A 21,856-nucleotide genomic window follows, 5' to 3' on the forward strand; every position below is an offset into this window, starting at 1 on the left:
TGATGAAATTTACAGCAATACAAATAGCGGAAATTTTAGAGGGAGACGTCGTTGGAAATCCAGAAGTAGAGGTCTATAAACTCTCTAAAATAGAGGAAGGAACACAAGGTTCGCTTACCTTTTTGGCAAATCCAAAATACAAACCTTATATTTATTCAACTCAAGCATCTATTACCATTGTTAATCACAATTTTGTAGTTGAAGAACCTATTACAACTACTTTAATAAAGGTGGAAGATGCCTACAAATCGTTTTCAAAACTTTTAGAATATTACAACCATATTAAGCTAAATAAAAATGGTATTGAACAGCCATCATTTATATCGGAAACAGCTAAATATGGTGAAAATATCTATGTTGGGGCTTTTTCTTATCTTGGAGACAATGTGAAAGTTGGGAACAATGTAAAAATATACCCGAGCGCTTACATAGGAGATAATGTCATCATTGGTGATAATACTATTGTGTTTGCAGGAGCAAAAGTGTATTCGGACTGTGTAATTGGAAGCAATTGTGTCATCAATTCAGGAGCTATTATTGGCGCCGATGGTTTTGGATTTGCACCTAATGAAAATGGAGAATACAGTAAAGTTCCTCAAATTGGAAATGTAATCATTGAAGATTATGTGGACATTGGAGCTACTACTACTATTGATAGAGCAACTTTAGGCTCTACTATTATTAGAAAAGGGGTTAAACTAGACAACCAGATACAGATAGCACACAACGTTGAAGTTGGAAAAAATACGGTGATTGCAGCCCAAACAGGAGTTGCAGGATCTACTAAAATAGGCCAGAATTGTCAGATTGGAGGACAGGTAGGAATAGCAGGCCATTTAAGTATTGGAAATAACGTTAAAATACAAGCACAGTCTGGGATTGGAAGAAACATCAAGGACAATGAGGTCTTGCAAGGATCTCCTGCCTTGGGGTATGGTGAATATAACAAATCCTATGTTCACTTTAAAAATCTTCCTAAGATTGTAAAAGATATAAACGAAATCGAAAAAAAGGTAAATGGCAATAATTAAAACAGACGTTAAGCAAAAGACCATTCAAAAAGAAGTGTCTTTAACAGGTGTTGGCTTGCATACAGGTAAAGATGTAACCCTTACGTTTAAACCTGCACCAGTAAACAATGGTTTTACTTTTGAAAGGGTCGATCTTGAGGGAAATCCTGTAATTGAAGCCGATGCAACATATGTTACCAACACTCAAAGAGGAACTTGTTTAGAAAAAAACGGAGTTAAAATTCAAACTTCCGAGCATGTTTTGGCTGCTTTGGTAGGTTTGGATTTAGACAATATTATAATTGAATTAAATGCCTCAGAGCCTCCTATTATGGATGGTTCCTCAAAGTATTTTATCGAAGCTTTGGAAAAAGCGGGCATTGTGGAGCAAGAGGATTTCAGGGAAGAATATGTGGTTACCGAAATTATCTCTTATTCAGATGAAGAGTCTGGAAGTGAGATTATTGTCATGCCTGCAAAAGAATACCAAGTAACTACCATGGTAGACTTCGGGACCAAAGTGCTTGGCACTCAAAATGCTACTTTAAACCATATTTCCGATTTTAAAGAGGAAATATCAGATTCCCGTACCTTTAGCTTTTTACATGAATTGGAAATGCTATTGGACCATGGTCTAATTAAAGGGGGAGATTTAAACAATGCTATCGTTTATGTAGATAAAGAATTATCTCCTCAAACTTTAGAGAAGCTTAAATTGGCTTTCAACAAAGATGATTTAACCATCAAGCCAAATGGAATTTTGGATAATTTAACCTTACACCATCCCAACGAAGCTGCTAGACACAAGCTATTGGATGTAATAGGGGACTTGGCTTTGGTAGGAACACATATAAAAGGTAAAATTATTGCCAATAAACCGGGACACTACGTAAACACACAGTTTGCGAAAAAAATGTCTAAGGTTATAAAGAACGAAAGACGTAACAACGTTCCTACAATCGACTTAAATCAAACACCGTTAATGGATGTCAACCAAATTATGAGCATGTTGCCTCATAGACAGCCATTTTTGTTGATTGACAAAATATTTGAACTGTCTGATAGCTGCGTGGTTGGTATGAAAAATGTCACTATGAACGAGCCTTTCTTCGCGGGACATTTCCCTGGAGCTCCTGTAATGCCAGGAGTTTTAATTGTAGAGGCTATGGCTCAAACAGGAGGTATTTTGGTGTTGAGTACAGTGCCAGATCCTGAAAACTACCTGACGTATTTCATGAAGATTGACAAAGTGAAATTCAAACACAAAGTAGTGCCTGGAGATACGCTTATTTTCAAATGTGATTTGATTACGCCTATTAGAAGAGGGATCTGTCATATGCAGGGATATGCCTACGCCAATGGTAAACTATGTGCCGAAGCTGAATTGATGGCACAAATTTCAAAGATTAAATAATCTAAAATCTAAATTGAAAACTCAATTAGAATGGATTTTACAACAATAAAAATCAAAAGATGAACCAACCTTTAGCATATGTGCATCCCGGTGCCAAAATAGCCAAAAATGTGGTTATTGAGCCATTTGCAACTATCCATAACAATGTAACTATTGGAGAAGGCACTTGGATTGGAAGCAATGTAACCATTATGGAAGGTGCTAGAATTGGGAAAAATTGTAATATTTTTCCAGGGGCTGTAATTTCGGCAGTTCCTCAGGACTTGAAATATAAAGATGAAGATACACTTACCATTATTGGTGATAATGTTACCATTAGAGAATGTGTAACCATTAACAGAGGGACTTCAGATAGAATGAAAACGGTAGTTGGCAACAACTGTTTGATCATGGCATATTGCCACATTGCACACGATTGTATCGTGGGAGACAATTGTATCTTCTCCAACAATTCCACCTTGGCAGGTCATATTACCGTGGGCGATTTTGTAGTGTTGGCAGGTATGACTGCAGTACACCAATTCTGTTCAATTGGTAACCATGCTTTTGTAACCGGAGGGTCTTTGGTAAGAAAAGATGTGCCGCCTTTTGTAAAAGCTGCAAGAGAGCCTCTTTCTTATGTTGGAATCAACTCTGTAGGGTTGAGACGCCGAGGGTTTTCAACTGAAAAAATTAGGGAGGTACAGGACATCTACCGAATTTTATATCAAAAAAATTACAACAATACACAAGCTGCAGAAATCATCGAAGCAGAAATGGAGGCCACTCCAGAGCGTGATGAGATACTTCAATTTATTAAGGATTCTCAGCGCGGAATAATGAAAGGATATTTTAAATCAAATTAATTTTATGGCAACTACATCAGATATCAGAAACGGATTATGTATCAGATACAACAACGATATATACAAAATCATTGAGTTTTTACACGTAAAGCCTGGTAAAGGTCCAGCTTTCGTAAGAACCAAAATGAAAAGTGTAACTACAGGAAAAGTTTTGGACAATACGTTTTCTGCTGGACACAAAATTGAAGATGTACGTGTTGAAACGCACAAATTTCAATTTTTATACAACGATGGTGAATACTACCATTTTATGAATACCGAGGATTACACGCAAATCCAATTAACAGAAGGAGCTTTAGATAGACCAGATTTGATGAAGGAAGGTGAAGTGGTAACTGTAATCATTAATACTGAAGATAACATGCCTTTATCAGTAGAAATGCCTGCTAGTGTTATTTTGGAAGTTACGCATACAGAACCAGGCGTTAAAGGAAACACTGCAACTAACGCTACTAAGCCTGCGACTGTTGAAACAGGTGCAGAAATCAACGTTCCTTTATTTATCAACGAAGGCGACAAGATTAAAGTTGAAACTGACAAAGGAACTTACAAGGAACGAATTAAAGAATAACTTTAATTGAAATTTCCAAAAACATATAAGCTTAAAGAAATCGCAACCTTGATTGGTTGTGATTTTGTTGGTCCAGAAGATTTTCCTGTACTCGGAATGAATGAAATTCATGTCGTTGAACCCGGAGATATTGTGTTTGTGGATCATCCAAAGTATTATGATAAGGCGCTTAATTCGGCGGCTACTATTGTGTTAATCAATAAAGAGGTTGAATGCCCTGATGGAAAGGCACTTTTGGTAAGTGAGGATCCTTTTAGGGATTTCAATAAATTGACACGCCATTTCAAACCCTTCCAAGCTTCTAATGTGGCTATTGCCCCAACGGCAAAAATAGGGGAGAATACTATTATACAGCCTAATTGTTTCATTGGGAACAATGTAATCATTGGGGATAACTGCATCATTCATTCCAATGTAAGTATTTACGACGATGCCGTTATCGGTGACAATGTCACCATCCATGCAGGAACTATTTTGGGAGCTAATGCCTTCTATTACAAAAATCGTCCTGAAGGTTTCGATCAATTGCTGTCTGGAGGAAGAGTGGTGATAAAAGACAATGTGGATATTGGCGCTGCTTGTACGATAGATCGAGGCGTGACCGGAGACACTATCATAGGTGAGGGCTCTAAATTGGATAACCAAATTCAAATTGGTCATGATACGGTAATAGGTAAAAAATGTTTGATCGCCTCCCAAGCTGGTATTGCTGGCTGTGTGGTCATTGAGGATGAAGTAACCATTTGGGGACAGGTAGGAAGCACCAGTGGTATTACCATTGGTGAGAAAGCAGTAATATTAGCGCAATCCGGGGTGAGTAAATCACTTGAAGGTCATAAAACCTATTTTGGTTACCCGGCAGAGGAATCTAGGCAAAAACTCAAAGAAATGGCCATGATCAAGCAGATCCCGAAAATATTGGACGATATCAAAAATATAAAGCAATGACAGCAAAAGAATTTGTAACGAGTTTTTATCATTCAGATTTTGGTAGTGAAGCCTTTAAGCCATCAGAATTTTTCCATGAAAACTGCCAGTTGAATTGGAACAGTAGTACTGGGTTTAAAGAGTTAAACTACTCCGACATAGAATTATTGTTTAAAAACTTTAGCAAAGCATATTCTTCCGCAAGAAATCAAATTAGTCATATGCTCCAGGATGGTAACTTCATAACCATCAGGTACACCATGTATGTCCATCCAATTGAAACTCCTGAAGAAGAGGAGCCTATGGCCCATTTTATTACCATTTGGGAGCTAAAGGATGGCAAACTTTATAGAGGTCATGAGATAAGTCAATTAGCCGACGAAAGTCTTCCTAGTCTTAAATCATTTTCGGAAATAAAACTTTAAAAATACTTTTAATTAGATGTTAAAAGTTTACTTTTGTTCGAGCATAATTAAAAATAAAAAACTAGATATAAATGAGTGTTTTAGTAAATAAAGATTCAAAAATTATAGTTCAAGGTTTTACTGGTAGTGAAGGTACGTTTCACGCTGGGCAAATGATTGAATATGGAACCAATGTAGTAGGAGGTGTAACCCCTGGAAAAGGTGGACAAACGCACTTGGATAAGCCTGTTTTCAATACCGTAGCAGAAGCTGTTAAGGAAGTAGAGGCTGATACTACTATTATTTTCGTTCCGCCTGCGTTTGCTGCAGATGCTATTATGGAAGCTGCTGATGCCGGTATCAAAGTTATCATTACAATTACTGAAGGAATTCCTGTGGCAGACATGATCAAAGCTGCAGATTATATTAAGGATAAAGATTGTAGATTGATTGGACCTAACTGTCCAGGAGTAATCACTCCAGGTGAAGCGAAAGTTGGTATCATGCCTGGTTTTGTATTCAAAAAAGGTAAGGTTGGGATTGTTTCTAAATCTGGTACACTAACATATGAAGCGGCCGACCAAGTTGTAAAACAAGGTTTAGGAATCACTACTGCTATTGGTATTGGTGGAGACCCAATTATTGGAACTACTACAAAAGAAGCTGTTGAACTTTTAATCAATGATCCAGAAACTGAAGCCGTTGTCATGATTGGTGAAATCGGTGGTCAATTGGAAGCTGATGCTGCAAACTGGTACAAGGAAAGTGGAAGCAAAAAACCTGTTGTAGGATTTATTGCTGGTGAAACTGCTCCCGCTGGACGTACAATGGGACATGCTGGTGCTATTGTAGGTGGAAGCGACGATACAGCACAAGCCAAAAAGAAAATTATGAGTGCTTGTGGAATCCATGTTGTGGATTCTCCTGCCGAAATTGGTAAAAAAGTTGCCGAGGTTTTAGCATAAAAAACTGTTAAAATACATACAAAACAAACTCGTTATCATTCCGTTGACTTATTTTAGTCAACGGAATTTTTTTTATTTCACCAAAAAAACTAATCAAATTATTAGCATGAGAAAATTTAATCCTCTTTACCTTTTGGTATTTTTTCTGCTGGCCTATGGCTGTAAGACGGAGAAAAGCGCCGATATGGCCTATGCCATAGAAACCCACAACGACCCCAGCGGTTTTACCTATGAAACCGTTGCAGACGATCCAACAGGCTTACGTTTATACACCCTGGAAAATGGATTGAAAGTATACTTGAGTAAAAATAACGACGAGCCAAAAATCCAAACTTACATTGCTGTAAGAGCAGGATCCAATTACGACCCAAAAGAATCTACCGGTCTTGCTCACTATTTAGAGCATATGGTATTTAAAGGCACCGACGAGATCAGTGCACTAGATTGGGAAAAAGAAAAAGTGTATTTGGAACAAATTTCCGATTTATACGAACAACATAGAGCAGCAACAGACCCTGAAAAGAAAAAGGAAATCTATAAGAAGATTGACGAGGTTTCTTTAGAGGCATCCAACTACTGTGTGGCTAATGAATACGACAAAATGGTAAGTTCATTAGGTGCCACAGGAACCAATGCCCACACTTGGTTTGAAGAAACTGTTTATAAAAACAAAATCCCTGCCAATGAATTGGATAAATGGCTGGACTTGGAAAGCGAACGTTTTAGTCAATTGGTACTGCGTTTGTTCCATACAGAATTAGAAGCTGTTTTTGAAGAGTTCAACAGAGGGCAAGATAATGACTTTAGAAAGTCCTATTTTGCTATGTTGGATGGTCTGTTCCCTAACCATCCTTATGGGCAACAAACCACTATTGGAACAGGAGAGCACTTGAAAAACCCATCAATGGTTGATATCCACAATTATTTCAATAAATACTATGTGCCTAACAATATGGCTGTAGTATTGGTTGGTGATTTGGATTTTGATGCCACTATCAAAAAAGTGAACGAAACCTTTGGTAAAATGGAGCGTAAAGAAGTTGTGCATCCAGAATTGCCTAAAGAAGAACCTATTTCTGCACCTGTGGTCAGAGAGGTGTTTGGACCTCAATCTGAAAGTATTTCTATCGCATTCCGTTCAAAAGGAGTGAACACTGAAGAAGAAAAATTGGTCACTTTATGTGATATGATTTTGGCCAACGGAAATGCGGGTCTTATCGATTTAAACTTGAACCAACAACAAGTTGTGCAATACGCGAGTTGTAGTCCAACTTTTTTAAATGACTATGGATATCACGTATTTAACGGCAGTCCTAAACAAGGCCAAACTTTAGATGAAGTTAAAGACTTATTATTGGCACAAGTTGAAAAATTAAAAAATGGAGAGTTTGAGGATTGGATGATCGATGCTGTTGTAAATGATTTAAAACTGAATCAAACCCAACAATACGAAAACAGTACAGCCTTAGCTTCTATGTACTACAATGCCTTCATACATCACGAAGATTGGCAGGATAAAGTGAAATTCTTGAATGATTTAAAAGGCTATACTAAGCAGCAAGTGGTTGATTTTGCCAATCAATTTTACAAAGACAACTATGTGGTAACCTACAAACGTCAAGGGGAAGATAGCACTATTGTAAAAGTAGAAAACCCAGGAATTACGCCAGTAAACCTTAACAGAGACAAAAGTTCTGAGTATTTAACCAACTTCAACAAGATTGAGCCACAACCATTGCAACCATTGTTTGTTGATTATAAAGAGGCCATCAAAGAAGTATCCACTTCCAATGGAATTAAAGTATCCTACATAGAGAATGAATTGAACGATTTGTTCAACTTGAATATCATTTTTGACATGGGAAGTGACCATGACAAAAAGTTAGGATTGGCCGTTGGCTATTTGGAATATTTGGGAACAGACTCCTATTCTGCAGAAGATCTGAAAAAGGAATTCTATAAATTAGGAATCAATTACTATGTAAGTACCGGTTATGACACATCTTATGTAGGTTTAAGTGGTTTGAAGGAAAATCTACCTAAAGGTTTGGAGTTGTTGGAAAACTTATGGACCAATGCTGTAGCAGATCAAGAATCTTATGACAAGTATGTAGACAAAATCTTGAAGAGCAGGGAAGATGGTAAAACTCAAAAAGGAAATATTCTACACAATGGATTAATGAACTATGGTAAATATGGTGAAAATTCCCGCTTGAGAAACATCATGCAAGCAGAGGAGTTAAAAGCTCAAGATCCGCAAGAATTGGTGGATTTGGTAAAAGATTTAAGAAACTTTGAACAACGCATTTTCTATTACGGAAAAGATGTGGATAAGGCAGTAGCGGCTCTTAATAGTCATCATTCAATTCCTTCAGAATTGAAGACCTACCCAGAAGAAACTACTTATATTGAGCAAGAAACTGGAGGTAATGTTTACTTTGTTGATTTTGACATGGTACAGTCTGAAATGTTATTCTTAGCCAAAGGAGAGCCATTCAAGCCAGAAAATATGGCGGCTTCAACCTTGTTTAACACGTATTTTGGAAGCGGCTTATCATCTATTGTATTTCAGGAAATAAGAGAATCTAAGTCTTTAGCTTATTCTGCATGGGCAAATTATAGTGATGCTTCAGAAAAAGATAAATCTAACTATGTGAGAGCTTATATAGGTACACAAGCCAACAAAATGCCGCAAGCTGTGGATGCTATGATGGAATTGATGACCAATATGCCAGAGGCTGAGGAGCAATTTGATGCAGCCAAAGAAGCGGCATTAAAGAAAATAGCTGCGGGGCGTATTACTAAATCCAGTATTTTCTGGAATTATGAGCGTTTAAAGAAAAGAGGTATCGATTATGATAATAGGGAAGAAATCTATAACAAGATCCAAGGTATGACTATGGAAGATCTGCGTAACTTCTTCAATGAAAACATTAAAGGTGAAAACTATAATGTTATGGTAATAGGTAACAAGAAGGAAATCGATTTTAATGCTTTGGCCAAATTGGGCGAAGTGCAGGAAATGGATATTGATTACCTGTTCAACTACGAAAAACCCGAAGAAGTTAAGTTGTAATCTCAACTTTAATCTGTTAAAAACCTCACAACAATTTGTGAGGTTTTTTTATTTCTTGCAACTTGTAATTGCTATATTTGACATTAATAAAATAGTGTAAACAATTATTGTTTATTAGAAATAATAAGCAACCAATCGTAAAAATTAAAATGAAATTACTAGAAGGAAAAACAGCCATCATTACAGGGGCTAGTCGAGGAATAGGAAAGGGAATCGCCGAAGTATTTGCTCAACAAGGGGCAAATGTAGCATTTACCTACAGTTCTTCGGTAGAAGCAGCAAATGCCTTGGAAAAAGAATTAAATGATATGGGGGTAAAGGCAAAAGGATACCAAAGCAACGCTGCTGATTTCAACCAGGCTCAATCCTTGGTGGAAGATGTGGTAAAGGAATTTGGAAGCATTGATATTTTAATAAATAACGCCGGTATTACAAAGGACAACCTTTTAATGCGTATTAGCGAAGAGGATTTTGATAAGGTAATAGAAGTCAACCTTAAATCGGTGTTTAACATGACCAAAGCCGTGCAACGCACCATGTTAAAGCAACGTCAAGGGTCTATAATCAATATGAGTTCTGTGGTTGGAGTTAAAGGAAATGCAGGACAAACCAATTATGCAGCTTCTAAAGCAGGAATCATTGGATTCTCAAAATCCGTTGCTTTGGAGTTGGGGTCCAGAAACATTAGATGTAATGTGGTAGCTCCTGGTTTTATTGAAACAGAAATGACGGCTAAATTGGATGAAAATACAGTGAAAGGTTGGAGAGATGCCATTCCTTTAAAGCGTGGTGGTACTCCAGAAGATATTGCTAATGTTTGTGTGTTCTTGGCGAGTGATATGAGTGCCTATGTTACAGGGCAAACACTTAATGTTGATGGAGGAATGTTAACCTAATGGTTAGCACCTATAACAACATTTAAACACATCAACCAAAACCAATTGTTAATGAATGACATAACAATTTTATATATCATAATTGCTGGAATAATAGCGCTACTAGTAGCGCTTTTTCAGTATATATATAAATCCAAGAAACGAACAAAGACCCATATATTTTTGGCCTTTTTGAGATTTATTACGGTGTTTTCAGTTTTATTGTTACTCATTAATCCTAAGTTTGAAAAAGTAACTTATTACAATGAAAAACCCAACCTAGTTGTGGCAATCGACAATTCCGAATCTGTTTCCTATTTACAACAAGAGGAAAATGTCGAGAATATAATAAGTGCTTTAAAGTCCGACGAGACCTTAAACTCCAATTTCAATGTAGAATATTACAGCTTTGGAAAGCAGCTACAGCCTCTGGATTCTCTAAGCTTTAATGAAAAACAATCGGATATGTCGGTTGCTTTTAAAAGGCTATCTGAAGTCTATAGTAATTCTATCGCACCAACCATCTTAATTACCGATGGTAACCAAACCTACGGAAATGATTATGAATATGCACCTAACAGAGTGTATAATCAGCCTATTTACCCAATTGTATTAGGAGACACTACTAAATATAAAGACCTTAAAATACAGCAGTTAAACGTTAATAAATATGCCTATTTAAAAAACAGGTTTCCTATTGAAATTATTGCGGTTTACGACGGTAATGGCAAAACAACTACCCAACTTAAGATAAGCTCTGGCAATGTGCTTGTTCATTCCGAACATTTGGAATTCAATCCTGAAAACACCTCCAGAATCATTCAATTAACCCTTCCTGCCAATAGAGTGGGCGTCAATAATTACAAAGCTGAACTAACAGCTTTGGAAGGTGAAAAAAACACGGTGAACAACTACAAAAATTTTGCCGTTGAAGTAATTGATCAAAAAAACAATGTGGCCATCATTTCGGATATTGTTCATCCAGATTTGGGAGCTTTAAAAAAGGCTATTGAAAGTAACGAACAGCGGTCTGCAACAATCTTGACAGCTAAAGATTTTCTGAGTACAAATCAAGATTTTCAATCGGTTATATTATATCAACCAACCATTAGTTTTAAGCTCGTTTATGACGAAATTGAAAAACGTAAACTAAATAGCTTTGTTATTTTAGGTTCAAAGACAAATTGGACATTTTTGAATAGTGTGCAATCATTTTACCAACAAAAAATAACACGTCAAACTGAAGATTTTCAACCTGCTTTAAATCCCAACTATGCTACTTTCATTATAGAGGATTTGGGCTTTTTTGATTTCCCTCCTTTACAATCGGAATTCGGCCCACTTACTTTTACGGTACCTATTGATCCTATTTTGTTCAAAACCATTAATGGCACCCAATTGAAAGAACCCTTATTGGCTACATTTGAAACAGGAGGTCAACGACAAGCCGTCCTAATTGGGGAAGGTATTTGGAGATGGCGCGCACAATCATTTTTGGAAGCGCAATCCTTTCAGAAGTTTGATGATTTTATGGGGAAACTAATACAGTATCTAAGCACGAATCAACATAAGAGTCGATTGAATGTAGATTACGAATCGTTTTACAATGGCAACGACGACCTTAAAATTACAGCGCAATTCTTCAACAAAAATTATGAGTTCGACTCTAATGCATCCATAACGATTTCCTTAAAAAATCAGGAAACCAATGAAGCGTTTAGTTTTCCCTTTGTCCTGAAAAACACCAACTATCAAGTAGATTTGAGTGGATTGGCTCCTGGACAGTATAGTTTTACCGTTAAGGTAGAAAATGAAAACATTTCAAAACAAGGCGAATTAAGAGTTCTGGATTATAATGTTGAACAACAATTTTTAAACGCAAATAATCAAAAGCTTAAGAGCATAGCTTTAGCCAGTAATGGCAAATCATTTTTTCACAGTCAATTTACTGAGTTGGTATCCTTAATATCCTCGGATTCTAGGTATCAAACGTTACAAAAAAGCACAAAAAAAATCGTATCTTTAATAGACTGGAAATATTTGCTAGGACTTATTGTGCTAAGCCTATCCCTAGAATGGTTCATTAGAAAATACAAAGGTTTAATTTAATTTTATTTATGGAAAAAATGCCAAAGATAGCATTGCCTTTTGTGGCATTGCTAGTTGTTTTAATTATCACAATTACCAAATCAGCAATTACCATTGGCCCCGGTGAAGCAGGGGTACTCTACAGGACATTTAGTGGAGGGGTCGTAACCGATAAACCTCCCTTGTCTGAAGGTTTTCATGTGGTAGCACCTTGGAACAAAGTCTTTATCTATGAAGTGAGACAGCAGGAAGTTTTGGAAAAAATGAATGTATTGTCTTCCAACGGGTTGGACATTAAGTTGGAAGCCTCAGTATGGTTTCAGCCTAAGTATGAAAGTCTAGGGAAACTGCATAAAGAAAAAAGTGAAAAATACCGGGAACGTGTGCTTTTGCCAGCAATCAGGTCCGCAGCTAGAAGTGTTGTAGGTCGTTATACTCCCGAACAATTATATTCCAGTAAAAGGGATGCTATTCAACAAGAAATATTTGAAGAGACCAAGAAGATTGTAGATGATCAATACATTCAATTAAATGAAGTTTTGGTACGGGATGTAACCCTTCCTCCAACCATTAAGGATGCCATTGAGCGCAAATTGAAACAAGAGCAAGAATCTTTGGAATATGAATTCCGTTTGGTAACCGCCCAAAAAGAAGCGGAACGCCAAATAATTGAAGCCCAAGGAAAGGCCGATGCCAATAAAATTCTAAGCGCATCACTTACTGATAAAATCCTTCAAGACAAAGGAATTGAGGCCACAATAAAACTTTCGGAATCGGAAAATAGCAAAGTTATCGTAATTGGTTCTGGAGACAGTGGTATGCCAATTATTTTAGGAAATCAATAATATAAAAATGAGGTGACAAGGTTTGGTTTAACTTTTTTGATGCTTTTACTGCTGGTGTCCTGCGGGCCATCCATGACATCAAATTGGCTTAAACCAAACATTGAAACCCCTAAATACTATGGGCGTATAGCGGTGGTAGCCGTGAGCTCTGATGCAGAATTAAGAGACGTCCTAGAAAAGCACATTAGCCATAGGTTCGAAAAACATGGCATGGACAATGTTGTTTATGGTTCTGAACTGTTTCAGGACAATATAGTTCAAGGAAACTGGAATGAAGCTCATATAACTGAAACTCTTACCAAACACCGTATTGATGGCGCCATAATTGTTAGTTATTTGGGCGATTTAAACTTGCCCCAATATGATAACAACGATCTTTACGGAGCTCCGGCAAACCAACGATTGGGCCAACATGTCAATTTACGTTATACAGAGGTGTCCGATCCCGATTACTATACATCCAACAACAAAAAATATTGGTTTGAGGCCTACCTGTACGATCTAAGTTCAATGCAATCCAAGGAAGAAGCTTTAATATGGAAAGGGCAGTCGTCTGTACCATCGCCTTCCAGTGTAAAAAAGGGAGCCAAACGTTTTTCCAAAGTGTTGGTTGACCACCTTTACAAAAAAGAAATCCTAAAATAGATTTTAAATAATTTGGATATCTAAAATTAAATCACAAATATTTGTACTTCAAATCATTAAAAAATGACTTTTATTCAATTACATCATCATTTACATACTTGCCCTCAAGCGAGATGAAGATGTATTGAATAAATCCAAATATTATCTAAAACCCGTTTGAGTAAATCAAACGGGTTTTTTGCTTTAATGCCTCAGATTTACTCAAACATTAAAAAATAAAAAATGAGTAAATTAAAAATTGCAGTTCAAAAGTCGGGACGTTTGCATGATGATTCCATGAAGATCCTGAATGATATTGGAGTGGCTATCGACAATGGCAAAGACCAGCTAAAAGCTGCGGCCCGCAATTTTCCATTGGAAGTGTTCTATTTGCGAAATGGGGACATTCCGCAGTATCTTAGGGATGGCGTGGTAGATGCGGCTATTATTGGCGAGAACGTCCTGGTTGAAAAAGGAGCGGACCTATCCATTGTTGAAAAATTGGGATTCTCAAAATGCAAAGTATCCGTTGCCATCCCCAAAAATTCAAAATTTAAAAGTTATAAAGATCTGGAAGGAAAACGGATTGCAACCTCTTACCCCAACACCGTTAATCAATACCTTACAAAAAACAACATAAAGGCCCATTTGCATATTATCAATGGTTCTGTTGAAATTGCTCCAAACATTGGTCTTGCAGATGCCATTGTGGATATTGTTTCTAGTGGAAGTACCTTGTTTAAAAACAATTTGAAAGAGGTTGAAGTTATTTTAAAATCCGAAGCTGTATTGGCTGCCTCACCCCTTATAGCCAAGGAGCAAGAAGAAATTTTAAACCGACTTCAATTTAGATTACAATCCGTTTTAAAAGGAAGACAATCCAAATATGTACTTCTCAATGCGCCAAATAACAAAATTGAGGACATCATAAAAATTCTTCCGGGAATGAAAAGTCCAACTGTATTGCCACTCGCTCAAGAAGGATGGAGCTCTGTGCATTCGGTGATTAATAAACACGAATTTTGGGATATTATCGATGAACTAAAACGAGTTGGCGCCCAAGGTATTTTGGTCTGTCCAATTGAAAATATGGTACTATAAAATAACGGCAACTATGAATATTATTCAAAATCCAGATAGATCGCAATGGGAAAGTCTATTAAAACGGCCAACCAAAAGTTTGGCTACCATAGAACACACTGTAGAGCAGATATTTGAGGATGTACAACGAAGTGGCGATGAGGCCATAAAAAAATACACCTTGTTATTTGATGGCGTGACTTTAGAGTCCAATTTAGTGACGCCCCAAGAAATAGAAACCGCTTGCAATGCTGTTCCAGATTCCCTAAAAGCGGCTATAAATATTGCAAAGAACAACATCGAGGCCTTTCACAAGGCCCAGAGAACAGCAAAAGTAGCTGTTGAGACTATGCCTGGCGTTTCATGTTGGCAAGAAAAAAGGCCAATTGAAAAAATAGGATTGTACATTCCAGGGGGGACCGCTCCTTTATTTTCCACAGTTTTAATGCTTGCCGTGCCTGCTCAAATAGCAGGCTGTAAAGAACTCGTTTTATGCACACCTCCCAACAAATCTGAAGCTATCGCAAATGAAATTCTGTACACAGCTAATTTATGTGGAATAAAAAAAATCATTAAAGTTGGCGGTATACAAGCTATTGCAGGAATGACGTTCGGAACAACAACAATTCCGAAAGTTTATAAAATATTTGGTCCCGGAAACCAATATGTAACAGTAGCCAAACAATTATCAACAAAATACGGAATGGCCATAGATATGCCTGCAGGCCCTAGTGAATTGTTGGTCATGGCAGATGACTCTTCCAATGCCGCTTATGTAGCCTCAGATCTGTTAAGTCAAGCAGAGCACGGCTCCGATAGCCAAGTGATTTTGGTATCTACTTCAGAATCGTTCATTAATAAAGTCGTCAAGGAAGTAGAGATACAACTTCAACAATTACCTAGAATGCAAATCGCTAAAAAGGCCATTACTAATTCCAAATGCTTTCTCATGAAAAATAAAGAAGAGGCCTTAGGTATAATTAACAGCTATGCCCCTGAACACTTAATCATTTGTTCAGCGGACGAAGATTTTTATATCAACGGTGTCAATAATGCGGGATCGGTATTCATTGGTAATTACACTCCTGAAAGCGCTGGCGATTATGCTTCGGGAACCAATCACACCTTGCCAACCAACGGATTCAGTAGAGCTTATTCAGGAGTGAATTTAGACAGTTTTACCAAAAGTATCACCTTTCAAAAGATTACTCCAAAAGGATTGGTTGGAATTGGAGACGCTATAGAACTCATGGCAGATGCTGAAGGCCTACAGGCCCACAAGAATGCGGTTTCCATTCGCCTAAAAGATGTATTAAACGAAACTACCACAGCATGAAAACAATGATTGATATCTCAAAATTAGTACGCCCCAATGTCATGGCCTTAAAGCCTTATAGCTCAGCAAGGGACGACTTCAAAAATATAGATTCTGACTATGTGTTTTTGGATGCCAATGAAAATCCTTTTAACAATGGTTTAAACCGTTACCCAGATCCGCAGCAAAACAAACTTAAAGCGGTGTTATCTGGCTTAAAGCAAATTTCTAAGGAACAAATACTTTTAGGCAATGGTAGCGATGAAGTGTTAGATTTGATTTTTAGGGCATTTTGTGAACCGAATGAAGACAGTGTTGCATTATTGCCACCAACGTATGGAATGTATGAAGTCTTGGCTAATGTGAACGCTATTAAAACCATAAAGGTTTTGCTTACTGAGGATTTTCAGCCCAATGTTAAAGCTATTTTAAATGCTGTAGTCAAAACTACCAAGCTATTGTTTTTATGCTCACCAAACAATCCAACTGCTAACAGTTTTAATGCGTCGGTTGTTGAAGAATTGCTCCAATCATTTCATGGTTTAGTTGTTATAGATGAAGCTTATATCGACTTTTCTACACAGGAAAGTTGGCTTAATCGATTGGATGAATTTCCAAATCTTATCGTAACCCAAACCTTGTCCAAGGCCTTTGGTTTGGCAGGAATACGATTAGGGATTTGCTATGCATCCAAAGAAATTATTGACATACTCAACAAGATTAAACCTCCATACAATATCAATGAGTTAACACAACAAAAAGCCATAAGTCAACTGCAAAATACAACTGAGGTTCAACAAGAAATCAAAACCATTTTAGAACAACGAGAACTGATTCTTAAAGAGCTCAAAGACATTTCATTTATCCAAAAGATATATCCTTCAGATGCTAATTTTTTGCTTTTGCAAGTAGATGATGCCAATGAAAGATATGCCCAACTTATAGCAAAGGACGTGGTAGTTAGAAATAGAAGTAAAGAGCCTTTATGTGATAATTGTTTGCGAATTACAGTAGGGAATTCCAAAGAAAACCAATATTTAATCCGAGCCCTAAAAAACTTAAAACCATCATTATGAAGAAAGTATTGTTTATAGACCGTGACGGCACTTTGATTAAAGAACCTGAAGATGAGCAAATAGACGCTTTTGAAAAATTGCAGTTTTACCCTAAGGTATTTCAGTATTTAAGCAAGATTTCAAAGGAATTGGATTTTGAATTGGTAATGATTACCAACCAAGACGGTTTGGGCACTGAAATATTCCCAGAAAACACGTTTTGGCCAGTACACAATTTCATTATAGAAACGTTTCAGCAGGAAGATGTTGTGTTTTCAGAACAGTGTATAGACCGTACGTTTCCGCATGAAAATGCTTCTACAAGAAAACCAAACACAGGACTATTGACCAAGTATTTTTCAGAGGCCTATGATTTGTCCAAATCCTTTGTAATAGGGGATCGCCTAACCGATGTTGAATTAGCTAAAAACTTAAATTCCAAGGCTGTTTACATTAATAATCACACCAATTTGGGGACTTCAGAAATCTCGATCCAGGAAGAAGAATTGCAAGCATATATTGCATTGGAGACCGATAGCTGGGAAGAGATTTACAAGTTCTTAAAAGCTGAGCAACGTACGGCAAAACTAACCCGTAATACTAATGAAACTAAAATAGACATAGAACTGAATTTGGATGGCACAGGAGAAAGTGACATTGACACTGGTATCAAATTCTTTGATCACATGCTAGATCAATTGTCGCGTCACGGTCAATTGGATTTAAGTATTAAGGTTGATGGCGATTTGGAAGTGGATGAACACCACACTATTGAAGATACGGCCATTGCTTTGGGCGAGACATTTGCCAAAGCTTTGAGGGACAAACGAGGTATGGAACGCTATGGTTTCTGTTTGCCAATGGATGATTGTTTGGCGCAGGTTGCCATCGATTTTGGTGGCCGAAATTGGCTGGTTTGGGATGTGGAATTTAAACGGGAAATGATAGGCCAAATGCCTACGGAAATGTTTTTTCATTTCTTTAAATCCTTCACAGATGGCGCTAAATGTAATTTGAATATCAAGGCAGAAGGTACCAACGAACACCATAAAATAGAAGCCATTTTCAAAGCCTTTGCTAAAGCTATCAAGGTGGCCGTAAAACGAGATGTCGAAAAAATGGTATTGCCATCCACTAAGGGAGTGTTATAAACAAAGAAAAAGCAATGAAACTAGTAATTATCGATTACGGTGCGGGAAATATTAAAAGCATTCAATTTGCCTTTGCGAGGCTTGGAATGGAAACTTCATTGTCTTCCAATATAGAAACCATTTTAGCTGCTGATAAAGTAATTTTCCCAGGGGTAGGAGAGGCTAGTTCGGCCATGAAGATGTTGCGAAACCATGATTTACACGACTTAATTCCTAATCTCAAACAACCTGTTTTGGGGATTTGCTTAGGGATGCAGTTATTATGCCAACATACGGAGGAAGGCAATACAGTTGGCCTAGGAATTTTTCAAACCAAGGTCAAACGATTTGCTATGGACAAACACATCAAAGTGCCTCAAATAGGTTGGAATACTATAGAGAATGTAAAATCTGATTTGTTTAAAGACATTCCTGACCAAGCCTTCATGTATTTAGTGCATAGTTATTATGCTGAAATGTGCCCGGAAACCATAGCTACAACAACTTATGGAACCTCATATGCTTCAGCACTTCAGCACAACAATTTTTATGGGGTACAGTTTCACCCAGAAAAAAGTGGTGACATTGGCAGCAAAATCCTAGCTAATTTTTTAGAACTTTAAGAAAATAAGAACATGAGAATAATTCCAGCCATAGATATTATAGAAGGTAAATGTGTTCGTCTTACCAAAGGTGATTACAGTACAAAAAAAATATATAACGAAGACCCAATAGAGGTTGCCAAAACCTTTGAAGGTTCTAGTATTGAATACTTGCATTTGGTTGATTTGGATGGTGCGAAAAGTAAGCACATTGTCAATTATAAAATTTTGGAACAGATTGCGTCTAAAACCAACCTGAAAATTGATTTTGGAGGCGGCTTAAAATCCAATGAAGATTTGCATATCGCCTTTAATTCTGGTGCTTCACAAATTACCGGGGGAAGCATTGCTGTGAAAAACCCTGAAATATTTGAAGAATGGCTGAACAAATATGGAAGTGACAAAATTATTTTGGGAGCCGATTGTCAAGATGAGAAAATTGCTACTTCTGGCTGGCTAGAACAAAGTGATTTGGATATCGTTCCTTTTATAAAGTCGTATCGGGATAAAGGAATACAGTATGTCATCTGTACAGATATCAGTAAGGATGGAATGCTGGAAGGCCCTTCAACCAAACTTTACAAAAAAATCCTAACCGATAGTACAGAGGGAACTCGCCGCTTAAAACTTATTGCTTCTGGAGGTATCAGTAATATGCATGATATTAATGAATTGGAAGCTCTTGGCTGCGACGGAGCTATCATAGGAAAAGCTATTTATGAAGGTCGAATTCAATTGAAGGAACTAGAAAAAAGACTGATTTAATTATGTTTACAAAACGTATCATTCCTTGTTTGGATATAAAAAACGGGCGGACCGTCAAAGGTGTAAATTTTGTTAATTTGATGGATGCTGGAGATCCAGTGGAATTAGCCCAACAATATGCCCAAAAAGGTGCCGATGAGTTAGTGTTTTTAGATATTTCGGCTACTCAGGAAGCCCGTAAAACCACCTTGGAACTCGTGCTTCATGTAGCTGAACAGGTGAATATTCCATTTACGGTTGGAGGGGGGATTGGTTCTATAAGTGATGTCGACTCCTTATTGAAATGTGGAGCCGACAAAGTATCAATCAATTCTTCGGCAGTGAAAAGACCGGAGTTGATCAATGAGTTGTCGGCTAAATTTGGGAACCAATGCATTGTGGTGGCCATAGATGCTAAACAAATAAACGGCGCATGGAAAGTCCATTTGGTGGGAGGCAGCGTTCCAACAAATATTGACCTTTTTGAATGGGCCAAGGAAGCACAGGATAGAGGGGCGGGGGAAATCCTCTTCACTTCTATGAACCACGATGGTACCAAAAATGGCTTCGCCAATGAAGCTCTAGCGCAATTGTCCAAAGATCTCCATATTCCAATCATTGCATCGGGAGGAGCAGGGACTATAGGCCATTTTGAAGAAGCTTTCACAGAAGGAAAAGCCGATGCAGCACTGGCTGCCAGCGTGTTTCATTATGGCGAAATTGAAATCAAAACACTTAAACAGAATTTAAAAGAAAAAGGCATAGCGGTTCGACTATAAAAATGATGCCAAATCCATCTATAAAAACTCGAAGAAAGAATGCAGATTAATTTTGATAAAAACGACAACGGTTTAATTCCTGCAATCATCCAGGATGCAGAAACCAAAAATGTTCTCATGCTTGGTTATATGAACGAAGCAGCGCTTCAAAAAACTAAAGTATCAGGGCTGGTAACCTTCTACAGTAGGAGCAAGCAGCGCCTATGGACAAAAGGGGAAGAGAGTGGCAATGTGCTGAGACTCGTGGATATGAAGATTGATTGCGATGGTGACACCCTATTGGTGCAGGCCCAACCTTTTGGACCTACATGCCACAAAGGATCCGACACCTGTTGGGACATGCCCAACCGACTCAATTTCGGATTTTTATCAGACTTGGAAGACATCATCCAAAACAGGAAAGAAAACTTTAAACCTTCCGAATCCTATGTAGCCTCTTTATTTGAGAAGGGCCTTAACAAAATTGCTCAGAAAGTGGGAGAGGAGGCTGTTGAAGTGGTTATTGAAGCCAAGGATGATAATGAAGACTTGTTTCTAAATGAAAGCGCCGATTTACTATTTCATTATTTGATCTTGCTTCAAGCCAAAGGCTACATGCTAAAGGACGTGGTTAATGTTCTAAAAGAACGGCATTAAATTTTGTGATAGCCTCAAAAATAACGTACTTGCCGCCATGTTTGAAAAAAGGTTTTACTACGTTTTTAAGATACAATATTTAGGATATCGCTTTCATGGTTGGCAAAAGCAACCCAATTTAAAAACCCTTCATTTAATGATAGATCGCACCTTTAAGTATATTTTGGAAGGGAAACGATTTAAGACATTGGCAGCTGGTAGAACAGATGCCATGGTGTCGGCCAATGAAGCAGCATTCGAATTGTTTTTGTTTCATGAAATTGAAAATGAAACCGAATTCTTGGAATGGTTTAATTACAATTTGCCACAGGACATCAGAGCCTTATCAATTCAAAAAGTAGATGAAAACTTTAACGTTATTCAACACTCCAAAGTCAAGGAATACCTATACCTCTTTACCTATGGTCAAAAGTGCCATCCGTTTTGCGCTCCCATACTGTCGACAATCCTAGATCCCTTAAATATAGAGCTCATGAAAGAAGGAGCCAAAATGTTTCAAGGTGCTCACAACTTTAAAACCTACTGTTACAAGGCTTCGGAAAATGGGGTTTATGACCGCACCATTTTACACAGTGAAATTGTAGAAAACACAATGTTTACCGCAAATTTTTTCCCTGAAAACACCTATGCTTTTAAGGTGAAAGGACAGGGCTTTGGGAGGAATCAAGTTAGAATGATGATGGGTGCTTTAATACAGTTAGGAAAGGGCCTGGTTTCAATAGACTTTATCAAGGAATCTCTACTGCCCGATAACAAGCTAAAAATTGATTACATAGCACCGCCGTCTGGATTAATTTTAAATTCCATTGAATTTCACGAATAAAAAAAAGGTACCAGAAACTGATACCTCTATGTGAAATGTTATATTGAT

Annotated in this window: 21 protein-coding genes; all 21 read left to right on the top strand. The window is 37.5% G+C overall.

Annotated features, from left to right (window positions below; all coding sequences use genetic code 11):
- Positions 1–2 precede the first annotated feature (2 nt).
- A complete protein-coding gene (gene lpxD, locus ZA05_RS07435) occupies positions 3–1,031 on the top strand; it encodes a UDP-3-O-(3-hydroxymyristoyl)glucosamine N-acyltransferase (RefSeq protein WP_053991064.1) in 1,029 nt (342 codons plus the stop codon).
- Complete coding sequence (locus ZA05_RS07440) at positions 1,018–2,424, top strand: bifunctional UDP-3-O-[3-hydroxymyristoyl] N-acetylglucosamine deacetylase/3-hydroxyacyl-ACP dehydratase (RefSeq protein ID WP_053991065.1); 1,407 nt, start codon at positions 1,018–1,020, stop codon at positions 2,422–2,424. Before lpxD ends, ZA05_RS07440 begins: the two co-directional genes overlap by 14 nt.
- A 59-nt stretch (positions 2,425–2,483) precedes the next feature.
- Positions 2,484–3,269, top strand: a complete 786-nt coding sequence (gene lpxA, locus ZA05_RS07445; RefSeq protein ID WP_053991066.1) for an acyl-ACP--UDP-N-acetylglucosamine O-acyltransferase — start codon at positions 2,484–2,486, stop codon at positions 3,267–3,269.
- 4 nt (positions 3,270–3,273) lie between these two features.
- Complete coding sequence (gene efp, locus ZA05_RS07450; protein WP_053991067.1) at positions 3,274–3,840, top strand: elongation factor P; 567 nt, start codon at positions 3,274–3,276, stop codon at positions 3,838–3,840.
- A gap of 6 nt (positions 3,841–3,846) precedes the next feature.
- The gene (locus ZA05_RS07455) at positions 3,847–4,788 is read left to right on the top strand and encodes a UDP-3-O-(3-hydroxymyristoyl)glucosamine N-acyltransferase (RefSeq protein WP_053991068.1); all 942 of its coding nucleotides are present in this window, start codon (positions 3,847–3,849) and stop codon (positions 4,786–4,788) included.
- Positions 4,785–5,192, top strand: coding sequence for a nuclear transport factor 2 family protein (locus ZA05_RS07460; protein WP_053991069.1), 408 nt, complete (start codon positions 4,785–4,787; stop codon positions 5,190–5,192). Before ZA05_RS07455 ends, ZA05_RS07460 begins: the two co-directional genes overlap by 4 nt.
- Before the next feature lie 71 nt (positions 5,193–5,263).
- Positions 5,264–6,136, top strand: a complete 873-nt coding sequence (gene sucD, locus ZA05_RS07465; protein ID WP_053991070.1) for a succinate--CoA ligase subunit alpha — start codon at positions 5,264–5,266, stop codon at positions 6,134–6,136.
- A gap of 106 nt (positions 6,137–6,242) precedes the next feature.
- Positions 6,243–9,212, top strand: a complete 2,970-nt coding sequence (locus ZA05_RS07470) for a pitrilysin family protein (RefSeq protein WP_053991071.1) — start codon at positions 6,243–6,245, stop codon at positions 9,210–9,212.
- 149 nt (positions 9,213–9,361) lie between these two features.
- Positions 9,362–10,108, top strand: coding sequence for a 3-oxoacyl-[acyl-carrier-protein] reductase (gene fabG / locus ZA05_RS07475; protein WP_053991072.1), 747 nt, complete (start codon positions 9,362–9,364; stop codon positions 10,106–10,108).
- A 51-nt stretch (positions 10,109–10,159) separates the two neighbouring features.
- Positions 10,160–12,196, top strand: coding sequence for a hypothetical protein (locus ZA05_RS07480; protein WP_053991073.1), 2,037 nt, complete (start codon positions 10,160–10,162; stop codon positions 12,194–12,196).
- An 8-nt stretch (positions 12,197–12,204) separates the two neighbouring features.
- Positions 12,205–13,020, top strand: coding sequence for a prohibitin family protein (locus ZA05_RS07485; protein ID WP_053991074.1), 816 nt, complete (start codon positions 12,205–12,207; stop codon positions 13,018–13,020).
- A 39-nt stretch (positions 13,021–13,059) separates the two neighbouring features.
- Positions 13,060–13,665 (top strand): hypothetical protein, encoded by a 606-nt coding sequence (locus ZA05_RS07490; RefSeq protein ID WP_157514603.1) that lies wholly within the window; start codon positions 13,060–13,062, stop codon positions 13,663–13,665.
- A gap of 222 nt (positions 13,666–13,887) precedes the next feature.
- Positions 13,888–14,745, top strand: a complete 858-nt coding sequence (hisG, locus tag ZA05_RS07495) for an ATP phosphoribosyltransferase (RefSeq protein WP_053991076.1) — start codon at positions 13,888–13,890, stop codon at positions 14,743–14,745.
- Between the two features lie 13 nt (positions 14,746–14,758).
- On the top strand, positions 14,759–16,060 hold the full coding sequence (gene hisD, locus ZA05_RS07500) for a histidinol dehydrogenase (RefSeq protein ID WP_053991077.1): 1,302 nt from the start codon (positions 14,759–14,761) through the stop codon (positions 16,058–16,060).
- Positions 16,057–17,115, top strand: a complete 1,059-nt coding sequence (gene hisC / locus ZA05_RS07505; protein WP_053991078.1) for a histidinol-phosphate transaminase — start codon at positions 16,057–16,059, stop codon at positions 17,113–17,115. Before hisD ends, hisC begins: the two co-directional genes overlap by 4 nt.
- On the top strand, positions 17,112–18,245 hold the full coding sequence (gene hisB / locus ZA05_RS07510; protein ID WP_053991079.1) for a bifunctional histidinol-phosphatase/imidazoleglycerol-phosphate dehydratase HisB: 1,134 nt from the start codon (positions 17,112–17,114) through the stop codon (positions 18,243–18,245). Before hisC ends, hisB begins: the two co-directional genes overlap by 4 nt.
- A 14-nt stretch (positions 18,246–18,259) precedes the next feature.
- The gene (hisH, locus tag ZA05_RS07515; protein WP_053991080.1) at positions 18,260–18,847 is read left to right on the top strand and encodes an imidazole glycerol phosphate synthase subunit HisH; all 588 of its coding nucleotides are present in this window, start codon (positions 18,260–18,262) and stop codon (positions 18,845–18,847) included.
- Between the two features lie 12 nt (positions 18,848–18,859).
- Positions 18,860–19,591, top strand: a complete 732-nt coding sequence (gene hisA, locus ZA05_RS07520; protein ID WP_053991081.1) for a 1-(5-phosphoribosyl)-5-[(5-phosphoribosylamino)methylideneamino]imidazole-4-carboxamide isomerase — start codon at positions 18,860–18,862, stop codon at positions 19,589–19,591.
- A 2-nt stretch (positions 19,592–19,593) separates the two neighbouring features.
- Positions 19,594–20,349, top strand: a complete 756-nt coding sequence (hisF, locus tag ZA05_RS07525) for an imidazole glycerol phosphate synthase subunit HisF (protein ID WP_053991082.1) — start codon at positions 19,594–19,596, stop codon at positions 20,347–20,349.
- A 39-nt stretch (positions 20,350–20,388) separates the two neighbouring features.
- A complete protein-coding gene (gene hisIE, locus ZA05_RS07530; protein WP_053991083.1) occupies positions 20,389–20,985 on the top strand; it encodes a bifunctional phosphoribosyl-AMP cyclohydrolase/phosphoribosyl-ATP diphosphatase HisIE in 597 nt (198 codons plus the stop codon).
- A 37-nt stretch (positions 20,986–21,022) separates the two neighbouring features.
- Positions 21,023–21,808: a tRNA pseudouridine(38-40) synthase TruA gene (locus tag ZA05_RS07535; RefSeq protein WP_053991084.1), complete on the top strand. Its 786-nt coding sequence runs from the start codon at positions 21,023–21,025 to the stop codon at positions 21,806–21,808.
- The last annotated feature ends 48 nt before the right edge of the window (positions 21,809–21,856 follow it).

The sequence above is a fragment of the Mangrovimonas sp. TPBH4 genome (assembly GCF_001280505.1).
Classification (GTDB): Bacteria; Bacteroidota; Bacteroidia; order Flavobacteriales; family Flavobacteriaceae; genus Mangrovimonas_A.

Excerpts from the sequence above, each read along its gene's own strand:
- lpxD (WP_053991064.1), top strand. The coding sequence starts at position 3 with ATGAAATTTACAGCAATACAAATAGCGGAAATTTTAGAGGGAGACGTC.
- ZA05_RS07440 (WP_053991065.1), top strand. The coding sequence starts at position 1,018 with ATGGCAATAATTAAAACAGACGTTAAGCAAAAGACCATTCAAAAAGAA.
- lpxA (WP_053991066.1), top strand. The coding sequence starts at position 2,484 with ATGAACCAACCTTTAGCATATGTGCATCCCGGTGCCAAAATAGCCAAA.
- efp (WP_053991067.1), top strand. The coding sequence starts at position 3,274 with ATGGCAACTACATCAGATATCAGAAACGGATTATGTATCAGATACAAC.
- ZA05_RS07460 (WP_053991069.1), top strand. The coding sequence starts at position 4,785 with ATGACAGCAAAAGAATTTGTAACGAGTTTTTATCATTCAGATTTTGGT.
- sucD (WP_053991070.1), top strand. The coding sequence starts at position 5,264 with ATGAGTGTTTTAGTAAATAAAGATTCAAAAATTATAGTTCAAGGTTTT.
- ZA05_RS07470 (WP_053991071.1), top strand. The coding sequence starts at position 6,243 with ATGAGAAAATTTAATCCTCTTTACCTTTTGGTATTTTTTCTGCTGGCC.
- fabG (WP_053991072.1), top strand. The coding sequence starts at position 9,362 with ATGAAATTACTAGAAGGAAAAACAGCCATCATTACAGGGGCTAGTCGA.
- ZA05_RS07480 (WP_053991073.1), top strand. The coding sequence starts at position 10,160 with ATGAATGACATAACAATTTTATATATCATAATTGCTGGAATAATAGCG.
- ZA05_RS07485 (WP_053991074.1), top strand. The coding sequence starts at position 12,205 with ATGGAAAAAATGCCAAAGATAGCATTGCCTTTTGTGGCATTGCTAGTT.
- ZA05_RS07490 (WP_157514603.1), top strand. The coding sequence starts at position 13,060 with ATGCTTTTACTGCTGGTGTCCTGCGGGCCATCCATGACATCAAATTGG.
- hisG (WP_053991076.1), top strand. The coding sequence starts at position 13,888 with ATGAGTAAATTAAAAATTGCAGTTCAAAAGTCGGGACGTTTGCATGAT.
- hisD (WP_053991077.1), top strand. The coding sequence starts at position 14,759 with ATGAATATTATTCAAAATCCAGATAGATCGCAATGGGAAAGTCTATTA.
- hisC (WP_053991078.1), top strand. The coding sequence starts at position 16,057 with ATGAAAACAATGATTGATATCTCAAAATTAGTACGCCCCAATGTCATG.
- hisB (WP_053991079.1), top strand. The coding sequence starts at position 17,112 with ATGAAGAAAGTATTGTTTATAGACCGTGACGGCACTTTGATTAAAGAA.
- hisH (WP_053991080.1), top strand. The coding sequence starts at position 18,260 with ATGAAACTAGTAATTATCGATTACGGTGCGGGAAATATTAAAAGCATT.
- hisA (WP_053991081.1), top strand. The coding sequence starts at position 18,860 with ATGAGAATAATTCCAGCCATAGATATTATAGAAGGTAAATGTGTTCGT.
- hisF (WP_053991082.1), top strand. The coding sequence starts at position 19,594 with ATGTTTACAAAACGTATCATTCCTTGTTTGGATATAAAAAACGGGCGG.
- hisIE (WP_053991083.1), top strand. The coding sequence starts at position 20,389 with ATGCAGATTAATTTTGATAAAAACGACAACGGTTTAATTCCTGCAATC.
- ZA05_RS07535 (WP_053991084.1), top strand. The coding sequence starts at position 21,023 with ATGTTTGAAAAAAGGTTTTACTACGTTTTTAAGATACAATATTTAGGA.